The organism is Rhodococcus sp. NPDC055024, assembly GCF_053608585.1.
Genome location: NZ_JBSGVT010000010.1, coordinates 176,661 through 195,732, shown reverse-complemented (window position 1 = coordinate 195,732; position 19,072 = coordinate 176,661). Strand labels below are relative to the sequence as shown.

18 protein-coding genes are annotated in these 19,072 nt (G+C 63.3%); 14 read left to right on the top strand and 4 right to left on the bottom strand.

Features of this window, described 5'->3' with window-relative positions:
* Positions 1-15: 15 nt before the first annotated feature.
* Positions 16-339 (bottom strand): type II toxin-antitoxin system VapB family antitoxin, encoded by a 324-nt coding sequence (locus ACWF6P_RS21535; protein ID WP_003944521.1) that lies wholly within the window; start codon positions 337-339, stop codon positions 16-18.
* A gap of 157 nt (positions 340-496) precedes the next feature.
* Between ACWF6P_RS21535 and hrcA the strand changes: the two genes are divergently transcribed.
* From hrcA to ACWF6P_RS21510, 5 genes are all read left to right on the top strand, one after another.
* On the top strand, positions 497-1,540 hold the full coding sequence (hrcA, locus tag ACWF6P_RS21530; protein ID WP_003944583.1) for a heat-inducible transcriptional repressor HrcA: 1,044 nt from the start codon (positions 497-499) through the stop codon (positions 1,538-1,540).
* Positions 1,541-1,620: 80 nt separating this feature from the next.
* Positions 1,621-2,772, top strand: coding sequence for a molecular chaperone DnaJ (gene dnaJ, locus ACWF6P_RS21525; RefSeq protein ID WP_230813909.1), 1,152 nt, complete (start codon positions 1,621-1,623; stop codon positions 2,770-2,772).
* A gap of 2 nt (positions 2,773-2,774) precedes the next feature.
* The gene (locus ACWF6P_RS21520; RefSeq protein ID WP_378637299.1) at positions 2,775-3,536 is read left to right on the top strand and encodes a 16S rRNA (uracil(1498)-N(3))-methyltransferase; all 762 of its coding nucleotides are present in this window, start codon (positions 2,775-2,777) and stop codon (positions 3,534-3,536) included.
* A 123-nt stretch (positions 3,537-3,659) separates the two neighbouring features.
* The gene (locus ACWF6P_RS21515) at positions 3,660-4,898 is read left to right on the top strand and encodes a L,D-transpeptidase (RefSeq protein WP_378546810.1); all 1,239 of its coding nucleotides are present in this window, start codon (positions 3,660-3,662) and stop codon (positions 4,896-4,898) included.
* A 16-nt stretch (positions 4,899-4,914) separates the two neighbouring features.
* The gene (locus ACWF6P_RS21510) at positions 4,915-5,691 is read left to right on the top strand and encodes an alpha/beta hydrolase family protein (protein WP_378546813.1); all 777 of its coding nucleotides are present in this window, start codon (positions 4,915-4,917) and stop codon (positions 5,689-5,691) included.
* On the opposite strand, the gene ACWF6P_RS21505 is transcribed toward ACWF6P_RS21510, so the two are convergent.
* Positions 5,683-7,287 (bottom strand): MFS transporter, encoded by a 1,605-nt coding sequence (locus tag ACWF6P_RS21505; protein WP_452622394.1) that lies wholly within the window; start codon positions 7,285-7,287, stop codon positions 5,683-5,685. The two genes, ACWF6P_RS21510 and ACWF6P_RS21505, sit on opposite strands and share 9 nt — an antisense overlap.
* A 128-nt stretch (positions 7,288-7,415) precedes the next feature.
* Between ACWF6P_RS21505 and ACWF6P_RS21500 the strand changes: the two genes are divergently transcribed.
* The 5 genes from ACWF6P_RS21500 to era all read left to right on the top strand — a co-directional run bounded on the left by ACWF6P_RS21500 (position 7,416) and on the right by era (position 12,171).
* Positions 7,416-8,111, top strand: a complete 696-nt coding sequence (locus ACWF6P_RS21500; protein WP_007731067.1) for a TetR/AcrR family transcriptional regulator — start codon at positions 7,416-7,418, stop codon at positions 8,109-8,111.
* A gap of 112 nt (positions 8,112-8,223) precedes the next feature.
* A complete protein-coding gene (locus ACWF6P_RS21495; RefSeq protein ID WP_452622393.1) occupies positions 8,224-9,312 on the top strand; it encodes a PhoH family protein in 1,089 nt (362 codons plus the stop codon).
* Between the two features lie 48 nt (positions 9,313-9,360).
* Positions 9,361-9,903, top strand: coding sequence for an rRNA maturation RNase YbeY (ybeY, locus tag ACWF6P_RS21490; protein ID WP_003944525.1), 543 nt, complete (start codon positions 9,361-9,363; stop codon positions 9,901-9,903).
* Positions 9,904-9,924: 21 nt separating this feature from the next.
* Positions 9,925-11,229, top strand: a complete 1,305-nt coding sequence (locus tag ACWF6P_RS21485; protein ID WP_378447894.1) for a hemolysin family protein — start codon at positions 9,925-9,927, stop codon at positions 11,227-11,229.
* A 24-nt stretch (positions 11,230-11,253) separates the two neighbouring features.
* Positions 11,254-12,171, top strand: a complete 918-nt coding sequence (gene era / locus ACWF6P_RS21480) for a GTPase Era (RefSeq protein WP_230813895.1) — start codon at positions 11,254-11,256, stop codon at positions 12,169-12,171.
* Positions 12,172-12,220: 49 nt separating this feature from the next.
* Here the strand turns inward: era and ACWF6P_RS21475 are convergent, their stop codons facing one another.
* Together ACWF6P_RS21475 and ACWF6P_RS21470 are read right to left on the bottom strand one after the other, a co-directional pair.
* Entirely contained in the window at positions 12,221-12,775 is a 555-nt protein-coding gene (locus tag ACWF6P_RS21475; RefSeq protein WP_452622392.1) for a TetR/AcrR family transcriptional regulator, read from the bottom strand.
* 4 nt (positions 12,776-12,779) lie between these two features.
* Entirely contained in the window at positions 12,780-14,198 is a 1,419-nt protein-coding gene (locus tag ACWF6P_RS21470; RefSeq protein ID WP_452622391.1) for an amidase, read from the bottom strand.
* A gap of 329 nt (positions 14,199-14,527) precedes the next feature.
* On the opposite strand from ACWF6P_RS21470, the gene kdpF reads away from it, so the two are divergent.
* Genes kdpF through ACWF6P_RS21450 form a run of 4 tightly spaced genes read left to right on the top strand, consistent with a single transcriptional unit; the run spans position 14,528 to position 19,070 of the window.
* Entirely contained in the window at positions 14,528-14,626 is a 99-nt protein-coding gene (kdpF, locus tag ACWF6P_RS21465) for a K(+)-transporting ATPase subunit F (protein WP_007731078.1), read from the top strand.
* Complete coding sequence (kdpA, locus tag ACWF6P_RS21460; protein ID WP_452622390.1) at positions 14,626-16,311, top strand: potassium-transporting ATPase subunit KdpA; 1,686 nt, start codon at positions 14,626-14,628, stop codon at positions 16,309-16,311. The genes kdpF and kdpA overlap by 1 nt, the downstream gene beginning before the upstream one ends.
* Positions 16,308-18,413, top strand: coding sequence for a potassium-transporting ATPase subunit KdpB (kdpB, locus tag ACWF6P_RS21455; protein WP_452622389.1), 2,106 nt, complete (start codon positions 16,308-16,310; stop codon positions 18,411-18,413). Before kdpA ends, kdpB begins: the two co-directional genes overlap by 4 nt.
* Before the next feature lie 6 nt (positions 18,414-18,419).
* A complete protein-coding gene (locus ACWF6P_RS21450; protein ID WP_452622388.1) occupies positions 18,420-19,070 on the top strand; it encodes a potassium-transporting ATPase subunit C in 651 nt (216 codons plus the stop codon).
* The last annotated feature ends 2 nt before the right edge of the window (positions 19,071-19,072 follow it).

Below are 19,072 nucleotides of genomic sequence, written 5' to 3'. Positions count from 1 at the left end.
CGAGTCGCGTGAGCGTCAGCGGACACCCTCGATGACACCGGGCATTGCGTCGAAGTCGAAGACACGCGCGTGCAGTACGACGCGGTTTCGCAGGGCGGAGCGAACCGCTCGGTGCAGGCCGTCCTCGAGGTAAAGGGTGCCGCGCCATTGCACCGCGTGAGGGAAGAGATCGCCGTAGAAGGTCGAGTCCTCGGACAGCAGGCGATCGAGTTCGAGGACCTTCGTGGTGGTCACGATCTCGTCGAGTCGAACCTGACGTGGAGGGAACTTCGACCAGTCGCGTAGAGACAGCCCGTGATCGGGATACGGTTTGCCGTCCATCACGCCTTTGAAGATCATGTGCCGCCTTGTCCGTGGTTGTGCGATCGGCCGTTCACCGATCTCACTCCACAGTAAGGGCAACAGCCGTCTCTGGCGCTCGGGCGATTAGACTGCCAGTGGGAACCGATGTGTAAATGTCGGTGTTCGTTCTGTTCAGGAAACGGAGGTGGCAACGATGTCGAGTACCGACGACAGGCGTTTCGAGGTCTTACGTGCAATCGTGGCCGATTACGTCTCCACCCAGGACCCGGTGGGGTCCAAGGCACTGGTCGAGCGTCACAACCTCGGAGTGTCGAGCGCCACTGTGCGCAACGACATGGCATTCCTCGAGGCCGAGGGCTACATCGCCCAACCGCACACCAGTTCCGGGCGCGTCCCCACCGACAAGGGATACCGCGAGTTCGTCGATCGCATCGCCGACGTGAAGCCCATGTCCGGACCGGAGCGTCGAGCGATCCTCGAGTTCTTGGAATCAGGCGTCGACCTCGACGACGTTCTGCGTCGAGGTGTGCGACTGCTCGCGCAACTGACCCGTCAGGTCGCGGTTGTCCAGTACCCGTCGCTGTCCGCATCGTCGGTTCGCCACCTCGAGGTGGTCGCGCTGACGCCCGCGCGTCTGCTCCTCGTTCTCATCACCGATTCCGGCCGAGTCGATCAACGGATCGTCGAACTAGGGGACGTTCTCGAAGACGAGGATCTGTCCCGGTTACGCACGCTTCTCGGGGGAGCGCTGGAAGGTAAGCGCCTGGCTGCCGCGTCGATTGCCGTGGCGGAACTGGCCGACGAATCTCCGGCCGACCTGCGCGACGCCGTGATCCGGTCGGCAACCGTTCTGGTCGAGACCCTGGTCGAGCATCCGGAAGATCGCCTGGTCTTGGGCGGAACCTCAAATCTCACGCGGAACGCCGCCGATTTTTCCGGTCTGGCCGGCTTCCCCGGATCGCTGCGCGCAGTGCTCGAGGCACTGGAAGAGCAGGTAGTGGTCCTGAAACTGCTCGCTGCGACGCAGAATTCCGGCACGGTCACCGTTCAGATCGGTGAAGAGACGCAGGTCGAGCAGATGCGCGGAACCTCCGTGATTTCGACTGGCTACGGCGCGGCCGGTACCGTTTTCGGTGGTGTCGGTGTGCTCGGACCCACTCGGATGGACTATCCGGGAACAATTGCATCGGTTGCCGCCGTTGCCAGATACATCGGCGAAGTTCTCTCCGAGCGATGACGGACGTCGACATTCGTCGACACGCCTCCTCGCGAGGACTGAGGAAAACCTAGAAGTAAGAGAAGGACGAGAGACTCAACGTGGCACGGGATTACTACGGATTGCTCGGCGTCGACAAGAACGCGACAGACCAGGAGCTCAAGCGCGCTTACCGCAAGCTGGCACGCGAACTGCACCCGGACGTCAACCCTGACGAGGCGGCGCAGGCCAAGTTCAAGGAGATCTCGACGGCCTACGAGGTCCTGACCGACCCGGAGAAGCGTCGCATCGTCGATCTCGGCGGAGACCCCCTCGAGTCCGGTGGCGGCGGAGGTGGCGGTTTCGGCGGCGGATTCGGTGGCGGTGGCCTCGGCGACGTCTTCGAAGCATTCTTCGGCGGCGGTGGCGGCGCCGGACGTGGCCCGCGCGGTCGAGTTCAGCCCGGAGCCGACTCGTTGCTTCGCACCAAGCTCACCCTCGCAGAATGTGCGACGGGAGTCAGCAAGCACGTGACCGTCGAGACGGCGATCCTGTGCGACAGCTGCACCGGTGCCGGAACCAATGGCGACTCCAAGCCGGTGCGCTGCGAGACCTGCAACGGTGCCGGTGAAGTTCAGTCCATCCAGCGTTCGTTCCTCGGCCAGGTCATGACTTCGCGTCCCTGCCCGACATGCCGCGGTGCCGGTGAGACCATCCCGGATCCCTGCCACAAGTGTGGCGGCGACGGCCGAGTTCGGGCTAAGCGTGACATCACCGTGAAGGTTCCCGCGGGCGTTGCAGGTGGCATGCGCATCCGTTTGACCGCGCAGGGTGAAGTGGGCCCAGGCGGCGGACACCCCGGCGACCTCTACGTCGAGATCGTCGAGCAGCAGCACGACGTCTTCGTTCGAGACGGTGAAGACCTGCACTGCACGATCCGCGTTCCGATGGTCGACGCAGCGCTCGGTACGACTGTCACCGTCGACACCATCATCGACGGCCCCAAGGAAATCACCATCGAGCCAGGCACCCAGCCCGGGCACGTTGCTGTTCTTCGTGGTCACGGCATGCCGAAACTGCGGTCGGGAGTGCGCGGCGACGTCCACGCTCACCTCGAAGTGGTCATCCCGAGCCGCCTCGATCACAAGCAGTCCAAGCTGCTCAAGGAATTCAAGCTGCTCCGCGATCGTGACGAGGCCGAAGTTGTCTCGACCAACTCGCAGAACAGCGGTGGATTGTTCTCGCGTCTTCGCGAAGCATTCAGCGGCCGCTGACGGTGGCCGCAACGGTCTTCTTTCTCGACCCGGTTCCCGGAGTCGGTGAAATCGCGGTTCTGGACGGGCAGGAGGGTCGCCACGCGGCGACCGTCCGTCGGATCGGCGTCGGCGAGCGTTTGGTTCTGGCCGACGGTCGTGGCCGGGTAGCCGATGCCGAGGTGACGAGCGTCGGCAAGGATCGCCTGGAACTGTTGGTCGGTGACGTCCAGGTTCTGCAGCAGCCCAAGCCGCTGGTGACGTTAGTTCAGGCACTTCCCAAAGCCGAGCGTTCCGAGTTGGCCGTCGAACTGGCGACCGAGGCGGGGATCGACGCGGTGATTCCGTGGCAGTCCCTGCGGTGTGTTGCCAAGTGGGAGGGACCGAAGCTCGCCAAGGGCGTCGCACGCTGGAGAAGTGCCGCCGTGTCTGCGGCAAAGCAATCCAGGCGCGCATTCGTCCCGGAGATTTCGGAGCTGCACAAGACGGCGGCGGTGATCACGTTGGTTCGCGACGCCGTTGCCCGCGGCGCTGTGGTTGCGGTGCTTCACGAATCGGCGACGACGCCGTTGGCCGGCTTGCCGCTGGCGAGCGCGGACGAGGTCTTTCTGGTTGTCGGTCCAGAAGGTGGACTGGACGATTCGGAGATCAGTGCGTTGTCGGAGGCCGGGGCCACTCCGGTGCTTCTCGGCCCGACGGTCCTGCGCACATCGACCGCCGGAGCCGTTGCTCTGGGAGCAATCGGAGTGCTGACCGATCGCTGGGGACCGCGACCACTGCACTGATCTTGCTGTGATCCCGAGCTGAATCGGATCCGGCGCTCAGCGAAGTGTCAGATTTGCGCACTATCGTAGGGACGTCGGGGGTCGCCTTCGGCGTGAGTTGGTTCGGGGATTTCAGGAGGCCAGATGTTGTCACGTGCGCATATGCGAATCGTTGGAGCGGTGTGTGCCGCGGCGGCGATGATGCTGGTCGCGGGGTGCACAGTCTCCACCGGAGACAACACGGGTTCCTCCAGCAGTGCAGTCACCACCACACCGACCAGCGAGGCGCTCGTCACCGTCACACCGGCGGACGGCGGAACCCCGGTGAGTCCGCTCGATCCCATCGAGGTCCAGGTCGCGAAGGGAACGCTGACGACCGTCGCGCTGACCAATCCCGAAGGTAAGGAAGTCGCCGGCATCACGACGCCGGACAAGACGTCCTGGAAGCCGAGCGAACCACTCGGGTACGGCAAGACCTACAAGTTGATCGTCGACGCCGTCGACGCGAATGGTGTTGCCACGACCAAGAACACGACGCTGACGACGGTCGCTCCGAGCAATCAGACTCGCGCGTACATCAACACCACCGGCGGCGCCTCGATCTCGGACGGTGGCACGTACGGCGTCGGCACGGTCGTCGCCGTCCACTTCGACGAGTTGATCGGTGACAAGGCCGCGGCCGAGAAGTCTCTGGTGGTCACCACGAATCCGCCGGTGCAGGGATCGTGGTACTGGGTCGACGGTCAGAACGTTCACTGGCGACCACAGAATTACTACGCACCAGGCACGACGGTGTCGGTGAACGCGAACATCTACGGCAAGCAGTTGGGCAACGGTCTGTACGGCCAGCAGGACGACACCGTGTCCTTCAAGATCGGTGACTCCCACGTCTCGGTCGCCGACGACAACACCAAGATGGTGACCGTCTACGAAAACGGTCAGGTGATCAAGGAAATGCCGACCTCGATGGGAATGGGCGGCACCGAGACGATCGGCGGCACGACGCTCTCGTTCTGGACCCAGCCCGGCACGTACACCGTCATGGACAAGGCCAATCCCGTGATCATGGATTCGTCTACCTACGGCCTGCCGATCAACTCGCGCCTCGGGTACAAGGAATCCATCAACTGGGCCACCCGCATCAGCACCGACGGCATCTATCTTCACGAGTTGGAGAGCACCGTCTGGGCGCAGGGAAACACCGATACCTCGCACGGTTGCCTCAATCTCAGTGCGGCCAACGCCAAATGGTTCTTCGATTTCTCGCAGCCAGGAGACGTCGTCGAGATCAAGAACACCGGCGGCGCTCCGCTGGAGGTCTGGCAGAACGGCGACTGGACGCTCTCGTGGGCCGACTGGGCCGCAGGCAGCGCCCTCGCCTGAGAAAAGATTTCCTCCGGTGCCTCGATTCAAGATTCCTTACGGTCCACACGAGCAGCAGTTCGGGCATCTCTACGTTCCCGACGGAGCCGCTGACGGCCCGATCCCGATCGTCATGCAGATCCACGGCGGCTTCTGGAGCGGGCAGTACGGATTGACTCTGGGCACCGCGTTTGCCGTCGAACTCGCGCGGCACGGCGTCGCGGTGTGGAACATCGAATACCGCCGTCTCGGGGCGGGCGGTCGTTGGCCGGAGATGTCCGCCGACGTGAAAGCCGCGTACGACGAGATCCCCGGACTGGTTGCCGCGAAGTCTTCGGCCGAATTCGATCTGAATCAGGTACGCCTGCTCGGGCATTCGGCCGGCGGACATCTCGCCGTGTGGCTGGCGGGGGAGAAAGACACGTTCACCCGACCCGAACGGGTCGTTGCCCAGGCTGCCGCACTCGATCTGGCGTCGGCAGGCGAGCGTGGACGACGGATCAGTTTCATCGAGGATCTGTTCGGCGTTCCGTTCGACGCGGACCCGGATCTGTATCGCAGTGCGTCGCCGCAGCATCGACTGCCGATCGGCGTTCCCGTTGTGTGCGTCACGGGTGCGCAGGATCTGCAGGTGCCTGCCAAGGTGAGCTCCCGGTATGCACAAGCTGCCGAAGCGGCTGGTGATCCCGTGGCGCTGCGTGTGATCGAGGGCGAAGGACACGATGCCTTTCTTTCACCCTCGACCGAGTCCTGGCGGGTCTCCCGCGAGTTGGTTCTCGCCGAAGACCCGCTGGCTCCGATTACGTCAGACTGACACAGGGCCTTCTTGCACGGGGACCTTCTTGCCCGGCAGGATGAACGCGACGACAACTGCGCCCACGAACAATGCAAGCCCTCCCGCCCAACTGGCCGCCGAAATCGCGTCGGCATAGGCACTGCCGGCCGCCTCGAGCAACGGCTGTGCCTGAGCTGCAGCCAACGGGTTGCCTGCCATCTCTTCGGCGACCAACGAAGCGCCGCCGACGGATTCGCCCGACACCTCCATCGCGTACGCGGCCTGTTGCGCAAGTTCGCCCGTCAACTGCGGAACCTGCATGCTATTGATGAATCCGGCAATCGAATCCTTGTAGCTCGCAGCGAGGATCGAGCCGAGGATCGCGATTCCCAGCGAGCCGCCGAGTTCGATGGCGGTGTCGTTGAGGCCACCCGCAGCGCCGAGATCGTCCTCGGAGAAGTTGTCCATGATGGCGTCGGTGGCCGGCGGTTCACTGAGGCCGATGCCCAGGCCGAGCAGGATCAGTGGGACTGCGAACATCCAGTAGCCCGAATCGCCCTCGACCTGCGTGAGAATCAGAACGCCGATCGCGGCGACGACCATGCCGCCGACGATGGACGCTCGGACGCCGATCAGTGGGGTGACCCGGCCACTGACCACTGCGCCGATCGAGACGGCAATTGCCAAGGGCAGCAGACGAACACCGGTTTCGAGTGCCCCGTATCCGAGGATGAACTGGAATTGCTGCGAGATGAAGTAGATGGCACCGAAGGCGGCCAGGAACAACAGAAGTACAGCGAGCGTCGCGCCGCCGACCATGCGCTGGCCGAGCTTACGGACATCGAGCAGTGGCTGCGGGTGGCGCAGTTCCCAGACCACGAACGAGACGAGGCCGATCGCGGCGAGTGCAGCGGCACCGATGGGTCCGCCGCTCCACCCGAAGTGGAATCCGTTGATGATCGAGTACACGAGCGAGCCGATGGTGACCACCGAGAGTGCGCCGCCGATCCAGTCGATCCGGCCCAGGTCCTCTGCCTTGCTCGGCGGCACCAGGAAGATCGCGGCGACGGCAGCGACCGCGGCGATCGGGACGTTGATCAGGAAAGTGATGCTCCAGGAATGGCTGTCGAGAATCCATCCAGCCAGCAGCGGGCCGAGCGCGATCGCGAGACCCGACGTCGCTGCCCACGCCGCGATGGCGCGTGAACGCTCCGCTTTGGGAAAGGTTGCGACCAGAAGGGAGAGCGTCGCGGGCATGATGATCGCGGCGCCGACGCCCATGATCATTCGTGCCGCGATGACAGCGTTGGTGGTGTCAGCGATGCTGCCGAACACGGCGCCGCCGGCGAACACGGCGAGTCCGGCCAGAAGCGCTCCACGGCGGCTGTACTTGTCACCGATCACGCCGAACAGCAGCATCAGCGCGGCGTAGGGGACCGTGTAGCCGTCGATGACCCATTGAAGTTGAGTGCTGGTGAGGCCGAGGTCTCTGGTCATGTCCGGAGCAGCGACGATCAGCGCGGTGTTGGCCATCACGACGATCAGCAGGCTCAGGCACAACACCCCCAGGGCGGCCCATCGCCGTGAGTACGGCTGGTCCATCTCCGAGACAGGTTTGCTCATGAGTGTCGTCATGGCGCGACTCCGTTCCTGATGATCGAAGAGACTCCTCGATCTATTTGCACACTGATGTGTAAGTTAATAACTTGCACACCGATGTGCAACTATGATTGATCTAGATCACAGTTGGGCAGTCGAAAGAGGTGGAACGCGCGTTGACGCATTCGGGCACAGTCGTTTCGGGAACTGCCGAATCGGGCGGACGGCAGCGTCGTAGTCAGGCCGCGGCCAATCGCAATCGCATCATCGAGGCGGCGATCACGGCGTTCGCTGCTGATCCGGATGCGAGCATGGACGACGTCGCAAAGGCCGCCGGTGTGGTCAGGCGAACCGTCTACGCGCATTTCGACAGCCGTGAGGCCCTGATCAACGGCATCGTGGACGAGGCGTCGACCGATCTCGTAGCTGCGCTGAGCCAAGCCGGCGAGCCGCCCGAGCGCCCGGATCTGGCGACTGCCGTACTGGCATTGCTGTCATGGCCGGTCGGTGATCGCTTCCGGATGCTGCTCAGCTTTGCTCGCAAAGAGTTGGGGGAGCAGCGGATTCTCGATCTGATGGAGCCCGCGCGCGCCGTGAGTATCAGCGTCGTCGAGCGCGGTCAGCGTGACGGAACCTTCTCGAAATACCTGCCGGCCGAGACTCTGGTAGCGATGACCGAGGCGATCACGATCACTTTGTTCGATCAGGCCAACAGTGGGCTCATCACGGACTCGGGCGAATCCTTTGCCGCCGTGTGCCTGGTCATCGCGGGTATCAGTCCGGACAGAAGCTCCGAGATCGTCGCCGAAGCGTCGGAATGGATCCGCGAATCGCTGCCGTCCGGTCGCCGCGAGGATTGAGCCGCGACGATTAACAAGTGGGCCGTGTCCGACTCTGGCGCTAGACTTCGAAGTATCGAGGCTCACGAGTCGAGTGGGCTGATCGGACCAGAAAGCAGGCCATATTCACCACGTGAGTGAACACAGTGAACTCGACGGGAACCGTGTAACCACCATCACCGAGCGCGCTCTGCCCGCAGAGCGCACCGTCCGTTCGAGTATGGATCTGGCGCCGGAGACCGTGCGTCAAATCCTGGGGGCGACGGACGAGAATCTCACCGCGATCGAACGTGAGCTTCGTGCCGACATTCACGTACGTGGCGGAACCGTCAACTTGTCCGGAACGCCGGCCGATGTAGCGCTGGCAGAACGTGTGTTCAGTGAATTGGCGTCGCTGGCCGGCCGGGGGCAGCCCATCGCACCGGATGCTGTCCGGCGAACCATCGGCATGCTCACCAACGAGGTCGGCGAGTCTCCGGCCGAGGTCCTCTCCCTCGACATTCTTTCGCGTCGGGGCAAGACGATTCGACCGAAGACCCTCAACCAGAAACGCTACGTCGACGCCATCGACGAGAACACCATCGTGTTCGGAGTCGGCCCCGCCGGTACTGGCAAGACCTACCTCGCCATGGCCAAGGCCGTACAGGCGTTGCAGGCCAAGCAAGTCTCTCGGATCATCTTGACCAGGCCGGCAGTCGAGGCCGGCGAGAGGCTGGGCTTTCTGCCCGGCACGTTGCACGAGAAGATCGATCCGTACCTGCGTCCGCTGCACGACGCATTGCACGACATGATGGATCCCGAGGCGATTCCGAAGTTGATGCAGGCCGGGGTCATCGAGGTCGCTCCGCTCGCCTACATGCGTGGCCGGACGCTCAACGACGCCTTCATCATCTTGGACGAAGCGCAGAACACCACGGCCGAACAGATGAAGATGTTCCTGACCCGTCTCGGGTTCGGTTCCAAGATCGTGGTCACCGGAGACGTGACCCAGGTCGATCTGCCGGGTGGGGCCCGTTCGGGTCTGCGTGCGGCATCCGAAATCCTCACCGGGATCGACGATATTCATTTCGCCGCTCTCGACAGCAGCGACGTCGTACGTCATCGGCTGGTCTCTCACATCGTCGACGCATACGAGCGTCACGAATCGGATCGGTCCGGCGAGTTGGCGGTCGGAAACCGTGCGCAGCGCCGCGCTGCACATGCTCATTCACCGCGACGGTAGGCTGAGCGACGCATCAACCCCTACTTTTCCCAGGAAAGAGCGTCGCACATGAGCATCGAGGTCTCGAACGAATCGGGCATGGACATCTCCGAACCGGAGTTGATCAGCGTTGCCCGTTTCGTGATCGCTCGGATGGATGTCCATCCGGCGGCCGAGCTGTCGATGGTTCTCGTCGACTCCGCGACGATGGCGGATCTGCACGTTCGTTGGATGGATCTGCCGGGCCCGACCGATGTCATGTCGTTCCCGATGGACGAACTCGAGCCGGGTGGCCGTCCCGATTCCCCCGAGCCTGGACCGTCGATGCTCGGCGACATCGTGCTGTGTCCGTCTTTTGCTGCGGATCAGGCCGACAAGGCCGGGCATTCACTGGCTCACGAACTGGCACTCCTGACCGTTCACGGCGTGTTGCACCTCCTCGGCTACGACCATGCGGAGCCGGAAGAGGAGAAGGAGATGTTCGGCTTGCAGAACAGCCTCCTCGAAGAGTGGTACGAAGACCTTCGCCGTATCGACCGCGAAGCGGCACTGGCCGAACGTGATCAGAAGCTGCTCGGTAAGACGGGTTTCGTCGACGGAGTGGACCGATAACAGTTATCCGGGGGTTCTGTAGTGAGTAGCGCCATAGCGCTCTTTGTTCTGGCGATTGCTCTTGTCCCGGTCGGTGGTGTCTTCGCGGCCGTCGACTCGGCGCTCAACACCATTTCGTCGGCGCGCATCGACGAGATGGCAAAGGAAGAGCGAGCCGGTGCCGCGCGAGTGCAACGCATCCTGACCGATCGTCCGCGATACGTGAATCTGATGGTCCTGCTTCGCATTTTGTGCGAGATCACGGCCACCGTCGTACTCGTGGGCGGCCTGATCGACGTCCTCTCGTTGGGCTGGGCGCTGACCGTCACCGCGGTGATCATGGTTCTCGTCTCGTACGTGGTCATCGGCGTCGGACCGAGAACGCTTGGGCGCCAACATGCGTACTCGATCGCGATGGCAGCGTCTCTGCCACTGCTCTGGATCGGTGTATTGCTCGGGCCGATCAGTCGCGTCCTGATCCTCGTCGGTAACGCCTTGACCCCGGGTAAGGGCTTCCGCAACGGTCCGTTCGCTTCGGAAATCGAGCTGCGCGAACTCGTGGACATGGCGCAGGAACGCGGCGTAGTGGCCGACGAAGAACGCCGAATGATCCAGTCCGTCTTCGAACTCGGAGACACGTCGGCGCGCGAGGTGATGGTGCCCCGCACCGACATGGTGTGGATCGAGAACGACAAGAATGCCGGGCAGGCAACGTCGTTGGCGGTCCGGAGTGGTCACTCGCGCTTGCCGGTCATCGGGGAGAACGTCGACGACGTGCTTGGAGTCGTCTATCTCAAGGACCTGGTCAAGCAGACCTACCACCTGCCTGACGGTGGACGAAACGTCAACGTCTGCGACGTCATGCGGCCCGCCGTGTTCGTTCCCGACTCGAAGCCGCTCGACAGCTTGCTGGCCGAGATGCAGCGCGACCGTAACCACATGGCGATCCTCGTCGACGAGTACGGCGGAATCGCCGGGCTGGTCACGATCGAGGACGTCATCGAGGAAATCGTCGGTGAGATCGCCGACGAATACGACGAGGACGAGACGCCGCCGATCGAGGATCTCGGTGACGGAATGTTCCGCGTATCCGCAAGGCTCCCCATCGAAGACCTCGGCGAATTGTTCGATCTCGAACTCGAACTCGACGAGGTCGAAACCGTCGGCGGGCTGATCGGATACGTACTCGGCCGAGTTCCGCTTCCCGGTTCCGAAGTGGAGTACGACGGTTTGATCCTGCGCGGCGAGGGAACCAACACGGGCCGGGGACGGGTACGCATCAGCACAGTGTTCGTGCAGCGCATCCCGCGGTCCGAAGACGAAGAGACAGAAGACACCGATGACTGAGCGAGTGTTCAGCGAGGAGCAGTTATGAGCAACAACGAATTCCGGTCAGGCTTCGTGTGTTTCGTGGGTCGACCCAATACGGGTAAGTCCACGCTGACCAACGCGTTGGTCGGCAGCAAGATCGCGATCACGTCCTCGCGCCCGCAGACGACGCGCCACACGATTCGTGGCATCGTTCACCGCGAGCATGCGCAGCTGATCCTGGTCGACACCCCCGGACTGCACAAGCCCCGCACCTTGCTCGGGCAGCGCCTCAACGACCTGGTTCGTGACACCTACTCCGAGGTCGACGTCATCTGCCTGTGCATCCCGGCTGACGAGGCCATCGGGCCCGGCGACCGCTGGATCGTGCAGCAGGTCCGTCAGATGGCGCCCAAGACCAAGTTGGTCGGCATCGTGACCAAGATCGACAAGGTCAGCCGCGACGCCGTCGGCAAGCAGTTGCTCGCGCTGTCGACCCTGCTCGGCCCCGAATCCGAGGTTGTCCCGGTGTCCGCGCAGTCGGGTGAGCAGGTCGAGATCCTGGTCGACGTCCTTGCCGGTCTGATGGACGAGGGCCCGGCCTTCTACCCGGACGGGGAGTTGACGGACGAGCCCGAAGAGGTGCTCATGGCCGAACTCATCCGTGAGGCTGCGCTCGAGGGTCTCGGTGAAGAATTGCCGCACTCCTTGGCCGTAGTGATCGAGGAGGTCATCCCGCGTGAGGGTCGCACCGAGAAGCAGGGCGAGATGCTCGACGTCCATGCGTTGCTCTACGTCGAGCGGCCCAGCCAGAAGGGCATCGTCATCGGTAAGGGCGGCGCGCGGCTGCGGGAAGTCGGAACCAGTGCGCGCCTGCAGATCGAAAAGCTGCTCGGTGTGCGGATCTTCCTGGAGTTGCACGTCAAGGTAGCCAAGGATTGGCAGCGCGACCCGAAACAGCTCGGCCGGCTGGGCTTCTAGGGCCTCCGGCCCCGTGAGTGGTTAAGGAGCCCAGTGACTGCCTAACCGCTCACAGGGGGCGAAGGACCCTGAGGATCGCCGCACCGATGTCCTGATCGTCGACGCCTGTAGCCAGGCGTCGGAGTTGCAAGCCGGTGATGACGGCGACGAGAGTCGATGCAATCGACTCCGGATCCGGTACGCCGAGTGCCGTCAAAATCGTGACGGTCAAATCGTCGTATGCGGCAAAGCATTCGACCGCCACCTGATGTAGCTCGTGGTCTCGGCCGGCGGCGATGTACATCTCGAACGGCGCGATCCGCTCGGCCGAGAACGACAGGTCTCGCGTCACCTTCTCGGCAATTGCCGCCGCGTCCTCGACACTCAGACCTTTGTCGCGGTACTCCTCGGCCAAGGCTCGCAGGCGCGTCGTCTCGTCTGTCACGAAACGAGACAGCGCTGCCCGAAGCATGTCCGACTGGCTCGCGAAGTGATACGTGATCGATCCGAGTGAGACGCCGGCCTGCGCGGCGATGCGCCGATTACTTACGCCGGGGATGCCGTCGGTGCCGACGACGTGCAGAACGGCATCGAGTATTCGCTCGCGAACGTCGCGGTTACTCATCGATTCACCACCACGGCTCGGGGCGGACCTGATCCCAACGTAGGACCGATTCCAATTGTGAAGCGAGCGAGACCAACAGCGGTTCGGTGTTCTCGTTGCCCATCAACTGCGCACCGATGGGCAGGCCGGCCTTGCTGAATCCGGCCGGCACGTTGACCGAGGGCCAGCCGAGGACGTTCCACGGCCACGCGTACGGGCAGGCGCCGGTCATGACCTTGTCGGTGTCCCAACCGCCGATGCCGTCGATGGCGGTCGCCATGATCGGTGGAGTTGCCGTCGTGGGTGCCAGGACGACGTCGCAGGTGTCGAAGATCGCTCCGATCCGCTTTCGCATCCGCGGCTCGGCTGCGCGGGCGGCGCGCAGAGGTGCGCCGCGAAGTAGCTTGCCGTTCTGTGCATTTCCGCGTGTTCGGGCATCGACCAGTGTCGGGTCGGGTACGCGTCCGAGCCAGTCGTGAACCCCGACGAGGGAGCGGGGCAGAAAGTTCAGGCCGAAGATCAGGCCGTACGCGGGATCGTCGACGACGACGTGATGTCCGAGTTCCCGCAGCGTGTCGGCGATCGAATGCACTGCCAGGCGCACTTCCGGATCCAGCTTCACGGGAGTGGCGGTGAACGGGTTGCGCAGGGAGAGGGCGATTTTGAGCTTTCCGGGGTCGCGTCCTACCGCGTCGCTGACGGTGACCGGAGTCGGCTTGTGGAGATCGCCGTCGTGGTTGCCCGCAGCGACGTCGAGCAACAGTGCGGCGTCGGCGACGGTGCGGGCGAGCGGGCCGTTGACCGTGAGGCCGTAGAAAGCTTCGGCGTCGGGCCAGGTGGAGATGCGCCCGCGCTGCGGTTTGATTCCGACGAGGTTGGTCCAGGCCGCGGGTATCCGGATGGAACCGGCACCGTCGGAACCTATTCCGGCGCTGACCAATCCGGCCGCGACAGCCGCGGCGGTGCCGCCCGACGATCCTCCGGGGGTGTGGTGACGCGACCACGGATTGCGTGTGTAACCGAAGGCGGAGCCGCTCGTGAGCGGCCACTGGCCCAGTTCAGGGCTGTTGGTCTTGCCTACGATCACTGCGCCGGCGTCGCGGAGGCGTCGAATCATCTCCGAGTCCTCGGTCTTGGCCGGGAAATCACCTGGGCAACCGAAGGCGGTGGGTTCGCCGGTGATGTCGACATCGTCCTTCACTGCGATCGGCACGCCGAGTAGCGGTAGACGCTCACCGAGTGCGAGACGTCTGTCGGCCTCGGCAGCTTCCTCGAGAGCCTTCTCTCGCCGAACGATCTTGAATGCATTGAGATGAGGCTGAGTTGCGTTGATCCGGGCCAGCGTTGCCTCGGTCGCTGCGACGGACGAGGTAACGCCCGAAGCCAGACTCGCAACCTGGTCGACAAGACCGGGGGCGAGATCGTGGTCGGTTCGAGAAGTCATCGGTTTCCCTTCGCACAAACTGTTCGTTCGAACGAACAGTAACTTGTTTCAGTATTAGGCACGTTCGGTTCCGCGTCAAGATCGCGTCAAGACGCCAGGTCGGTGCGTAAGTGGATCGTCAGAGACGCGGAATCCGTCCTATCCGAGGTCGAAGCTGAGAGAGCGCACCCGGTCGAGGCGACCGAGCGTCATGGCTGCGATGCACAGCAGCACGGCAAAAGATTTCGAAGAGGGAAGCTCATGGCCGATCTGGCCTACGTTGCTCTGATTCTCGGCGGTTTTCTCGTGTGCGCGCTCGTGCTGCGCGCCCTACAGGCGAGCGCTCCCAAATGACGGTTGCCGGCGTGGTCAGCGTGGTTCTGATCGCCGTCGCCGCGGCATTGGTCATTTATCTGCTTGTTGCACTCGTAGATCCTGAGAGGTTCTGATGTCGCCCGCTCTTGCAGCCGGCCTGCAGATCGCTTTTGTCCTCGTCGTTCTGGCCATCGCCTACGTTCCGGTGGGCGACTACATGGCGCGTGTCTACTCGTCGACGCGAGATCTGCGCGTCGAGAGTGTGATCTACCGCGTCGGCCGGATCGACTCTCGCGCCGAGCAGACGTGGTACGGCTACGCCGCAAGCGTTCTCGGATTCTCGCTGGCGAGCGCCTTGTTCTTGTACTTCCTCCAACGGATCCAGGGTGTACTGCCGCTGAACGACGGACTGTCAGGTGTCAGCCCCGCCGTTGCCTTCAACACCGCGATTTCCTTTGTGGCGAACACGAACTGGCAGTCGTACACGCCGGAAACCACGATGAGCAACTTCGTTCAGCCCGTCGGTCTGGCGGTGCAGAACTTCGTCTCGGCTGCAGTGGGCATGGCAGTGGCAATCGCGTTGGTGCGTGGCTTCATCCGTGTGGCCAGGGGCGGTGAGATCGGCAACTTCTGGGTCGATCTGACGCGTGGTTCTCTGCGCATCCTCCTGCCCTTCTCCTTCGTGATCGCCCTGATCCTGTTGAGCCAGGGAGTGATCCAGTCTTTCCACAGCGGTTTCGCCTCCACCGGCCTCGACGGCAATGCGGTGACCAATGCACTTGCTCCCGTCGCGTCCCAGGAAGCGATCAAGGAACTCGGCACCAACGGTGGCGGGATCTTGGCTGCCAACTCGGCGCACCCGTTCGAGAATCCCACCCCGGTGAGCAATATCGTCGAGATCCTGGCGATACTGCTGATCCCGGTTTGCCTCACCCGGACATTCGGAACCCTGGTCGGTGACCGACGGCAAGGCCTCACCCTGCTGGCAGTGATGGGAATCCTGTGGAGCGGACTGCTCGCGATGACGCTGGCGGCCGAATCCGGTGCCCGCGGTGTCGCTGCCACTGCGGCCGGTTCGATGATGGAAGGCAAGGAAGTTCGCTTCGGAATTCCCGGATCGGCATTGTTCGCGGTGGCGACAACGGGAACGTCGACGGGTGCGGTGAACTCGGCCCACGACAGCATGTCGCCCCTCGGCGGCGGAGCGGTCCTGCTCAACATGTTGCTCGGCGAAATCGCCCCGGGCGGAGTAGGAACCGGCCTCTACGGGATTCTTGTGCTGGCATTGATCGCAGTGTTCGTCGGCGGACTGCTGGTCGGTCGCACGCCCGAATATCTCGGCAAGAAGTTGGGTCGACGCGAGATCACCCTTGCGGCGCTGTCGATTCTGGTCATGCCCGCGCTGGTCTTGATCGGTACCGCCATCACCGTCATCCTCGGTTCGACCACCGGTTATCAAGGCAATGGGGGAGATCCGGGCACGCCGGGATCGATCCACGGGTTCAGTGAGGTGCTTTACGCCTTCGCGTCCGCCTCCAACAACAACGGCAGCGCCTTCGGCGGTCTGACGGTCACCAGCGACTGGTTCCAGTCGTCTCTCGGAATCTGCATGCTTCTCGGCCGATTCCTGCCGATCATCTTCGTTCTCGCTTTGGCCGGTGCTCTTGCCTCGCAGAAGAAGGTGGCGCCGACGGCCGGCACCCTCCCTACGTCCGGACCGATGTTCACCGGTTTGTTGACCGGCACCGTCGTTCTTGTTGCTGCACTTACATTCTTCCCGGCCCTCGCGCTGGGCCCGCTAGCGGAGGCTCTTCAATGACCGTGCGTATCAGTGAGAAACCCGTGGTAGCGCAAGACGCTGCCGACAAGGCTGATCCAGGGCAGTCCCGTCAAGTACACGCAGGCGTTTTCAACCCGCGGCAGATGATCACCGCGTTGCCGAGGGCCGTGCGCAAACTCGACCCACGCCACCTCGCCCGCAACCCGGTCATGTTCGTGGTGTTCGTCGGTTCCGTCATCACCACTGTCATGGCGATCGCCGATCCCTCGGTGTTCTCCTGGGTGATCACCCTGTGGCTCTGGTTCACGGTGATCTTCGCGAACCTCGCCGAATCCGTGGCCGAAGGGCGCGGCAAGGCGCAGGCGGCGAGCCTGCGAAAGGTGAAGCAGGACACCACAGCACATCGGATCACGATGAGCGGTGCGATCGAATCGGTTTCCGGCACCGAACTGGTGGTCGGCGATCGGGTGATAGTGGTTGCCGGCGAGGTCATCCCCGGCGACGGCGACGTGGTCGAAGGTATTGCCTCCGTAGACGAATCGGCGATCACCGGTGAATCCGCGCCGGTGGTCCGTGAATCCGGTGGCGACCGCTGCGCCGTCACCGGTGGTACGACGGTTCTCTCGGACCGCATCGTCGTGGAAATCACCGCAGCACCGGGCAGTTCGTTCGTGGACCGGATGATCGCGCTCGTCGAGGGTGCTTCACGTCAGAAGACACCCAACGAGATTGCGCTCAACATCCTGCTCGCGTCGTTGACCGTCATCTTCCTCCTCGCCGTCGTAGCCATCGGCCCGATGGGCTTGTACGCGGGGCACGAGCAGGATCCGATCAAGCTGATCGCACTTCTCGTCTGCCTGATCCCGACGACCATCGGAGCGCTGCTCTCGGCGATCGGTATCGCGGGCATGGACCGCCTCGTCCAGCGCAACGTTCTCGCGATGTCGGGGCGCGCGGTGGAAGCTGCGGGCGACATCGACACCCTGTTGATGGACAAGACCGGAACCATCACTTTCGGTAACCGCCGGGCCACCGCACTCCATCCGGCGCCAGGTGTATCCGCCGACGATCTTGCTGCGGCAGCTCGCTTGTCGAGCCTCGCCGACGGAACTCCCGAGGGACGGAGCATCGTCGAGCTGTGCGCAGCGGAGTTCGGTCTCGCTGCCGAGCCGACGCTGGACGAGGAACGCGCAGAGTTCGTTCCGTTCACGGCACAAACCCGGATGAGCGGACTCGACCACTCCGGACGCCAAATCCGAAAGGGTGCAGCGGATGCGGTGATGAACTGGGTCGTCAGTGGTGGTGGACACGCGGAGACCGCGGTGACCGACACCGTGGGCGACATCGCCCAAGCCGGCGGAACTCCGCTGGTTGTAGCCGTCAAGCACAGCGAAAGCACCTCGATACTCGGCGTCATCGCATTGTCGGATGTCGTCAAGCCGGGAATGGCCGACAGGTTCGCCGAACTCCGGGCGATGGGTATTCGCACGATCATGATCACCGGCGACAATCCGTTGACCGCAAAGGCGATTGCCGACCAGGCCGGCGTCGACGACTTCATGGCGGAGGCCACCCCGGAAGACAAACTGGCCCTGATCCGGAAGGAACAGGAAGGCGGACGTCTCGTCGCGATGACCGGTGACGGGACCAATGATGCTCCCGCCCTTGCCCAGGCCGATGTCGGGGTCGCGATGAACACGGGAACCTCGGCAGCCAAAGAGGCCGGGAACATGGTCGATCTCGATTCCGATCCCACCAAGCTGATCGAGGTGGTGGAAATCGGCAAGCAATTGCTGATCACCCGCGGCGCGTTGACCACATTCTCGTTGGCGAACGACCTGGCGAAGTATTTCGCAATCCTGCCGGCCTTGTTCAGCGGCATCTACCCGCAGCTGGACGCGTTGAACATCATGCGTCTCGCCACCCCCGAATCGGCGATCGTCTCGGCCGTGATCTTCAACGCCTTGGTGATCATCGGTTTGATTCCGTTGGCACTCAAGGGTGTTCGATACCGGCCGTCGACGGCATCGCAGTTGCTCGGACGTAACCTGCTCGTCTACGGTCTCGGCGGTGTGATCACACCGTTCGTCGGTATCTGGCTGATCGATCTCGTCGTACGTTTGATTCCTGGAATTGGGTGACCTGACATGCGTTTCACTATCGGTTTTGCCAAACAGGTGTGGGCGGGTTTGCTCGTATTGCTCGCGCTCACCGTCGTTCTCGGTGTGGTCTATCCCGCCGCGGTGTGGGGTGTCAGCCGGATCAGCTCCGGATCGGCCGAAGGCTCACCGGTCACCGATGCCGCCGGTTGCGTGGTCGGCAGTGCCTGGGTGGGTGTAGATCCACAGGTTGCCGAAGGGCAGCAGGACCCGTTCTTCCACAACCGTGTAGTCGGATCGGTATCGGACGAGGATCCTTTTGCCGCCGGTGATCCCGCTGCGGCATTGCCGTCCAACCAGGGGCCGAGCAGCGAAGTTCTGGCCGGATTCGTCATCGAACGTCGGGCCGCCATCGCGGCCCGTGAGGGCGTCGACCCGGCATCGGTTCCCGTCGACGCGGTCACCGGTTCGGGATCAGGTATCGATCCCCACATCAGTCCGGCGTACGCCGAATTGCAGGTCGCGAGGGTGGCGGCGAACAACGGCATCTCGGAAGAGAAGGTGCGGGATCTGGTGGCCGAGCACACCGACGGCAGACAACTCGGATTTCTCGGGGTCGAGCGAGTCAACGTCCTCGAATTGAATCTGGCACTCGGATTGACGGCACCTGCGTGTGCTACGCCGACGACTGGTGGATGATT

Bases quoted from the DNA above. Each gene is read 5' to 3' on its own strand.
- ACWF6P_RS21515 (WP_378546810.1), top strand. From the start codon at position 3,660: ATGTTGTCACGTGCGCATATGCGAATCGTTGGAGCGGTGTGTGCCGCG.
- ybeY (WP_003944525.1), top strand. From the start codon at position 9,361: ATGAGCATCGAGGTCTCGAACGAATCGGGCATGGACATCTCCGAACCG.
- ACWF6P_RS21470 (WP_452622391.1), bottom strand. From the start codon at position 14,198: ATGACTTCTCGAACCGACCACGATCTCGCCCCCGGTCTTGTCGACCAG.
- kdpB (WP_452622389.1), top strand. From the start codon at position 16,308: ATGACCGTGCGTATCAGTGAGAAACCCGTGGTAGCGCAAGACGCTGCC.
- ACWF6P_RS21535 (WP_003944521.1), bottom strand. From the start codon at position 339: ATGATCTTCAAAGGCGTGATGGACGGCAAACCGTATCCCGATCACGGG.
- hrcA (WP_003944583.1), top strand. From the start codon at position 497: ATGTCGAGTACCGACGACAGGCGTTTCGAGGTCTTACGTGCAATCGTG.
- era (WP_230813895.1), top strand. From the start codon at position 11,254: ATGAGCAACAACGAATTCCGGTCAGGCTTCGTGTGTTTCGTGGGTCGA.
- ACWF6P_RS21505 (WP_452622394.1), bottom strand. From the start codon at position 7,287: ATGACGACACTCATGAGCAAACCTGTCTCGGAGATGGACCAGCCGTAC.
- ACWF6P_RS21475 (WP_452622392.1), bottom strand. From the start codon at position 12,775: ATGAGTAACCGCGACGTTCGCGAGCGAATACTCGATGCCGTTCTGCAC.
- kdpF (WP_007731078.1), top strand. From the start codon at position 14,528: ATGACGGTTGCCGGCGTGGTCAGCGTGGTTCTGATCGCCGTCGCCGCG.
- ACWF6P_RS21450 (WP_452622388.1), top strand. From the start codon at position 18,420: ATGCGTTTCACTATCGGTTTTGCCAAACAGGTGTGGGCGGGTTTGCTC.
- kdpA (WP_452622390.1), top strand. From the start codon at position 14,626: ATGTCGCCCGCTCTTGCAGCCGGCCTGCAGATCGCTTTTGTCCTCGTC.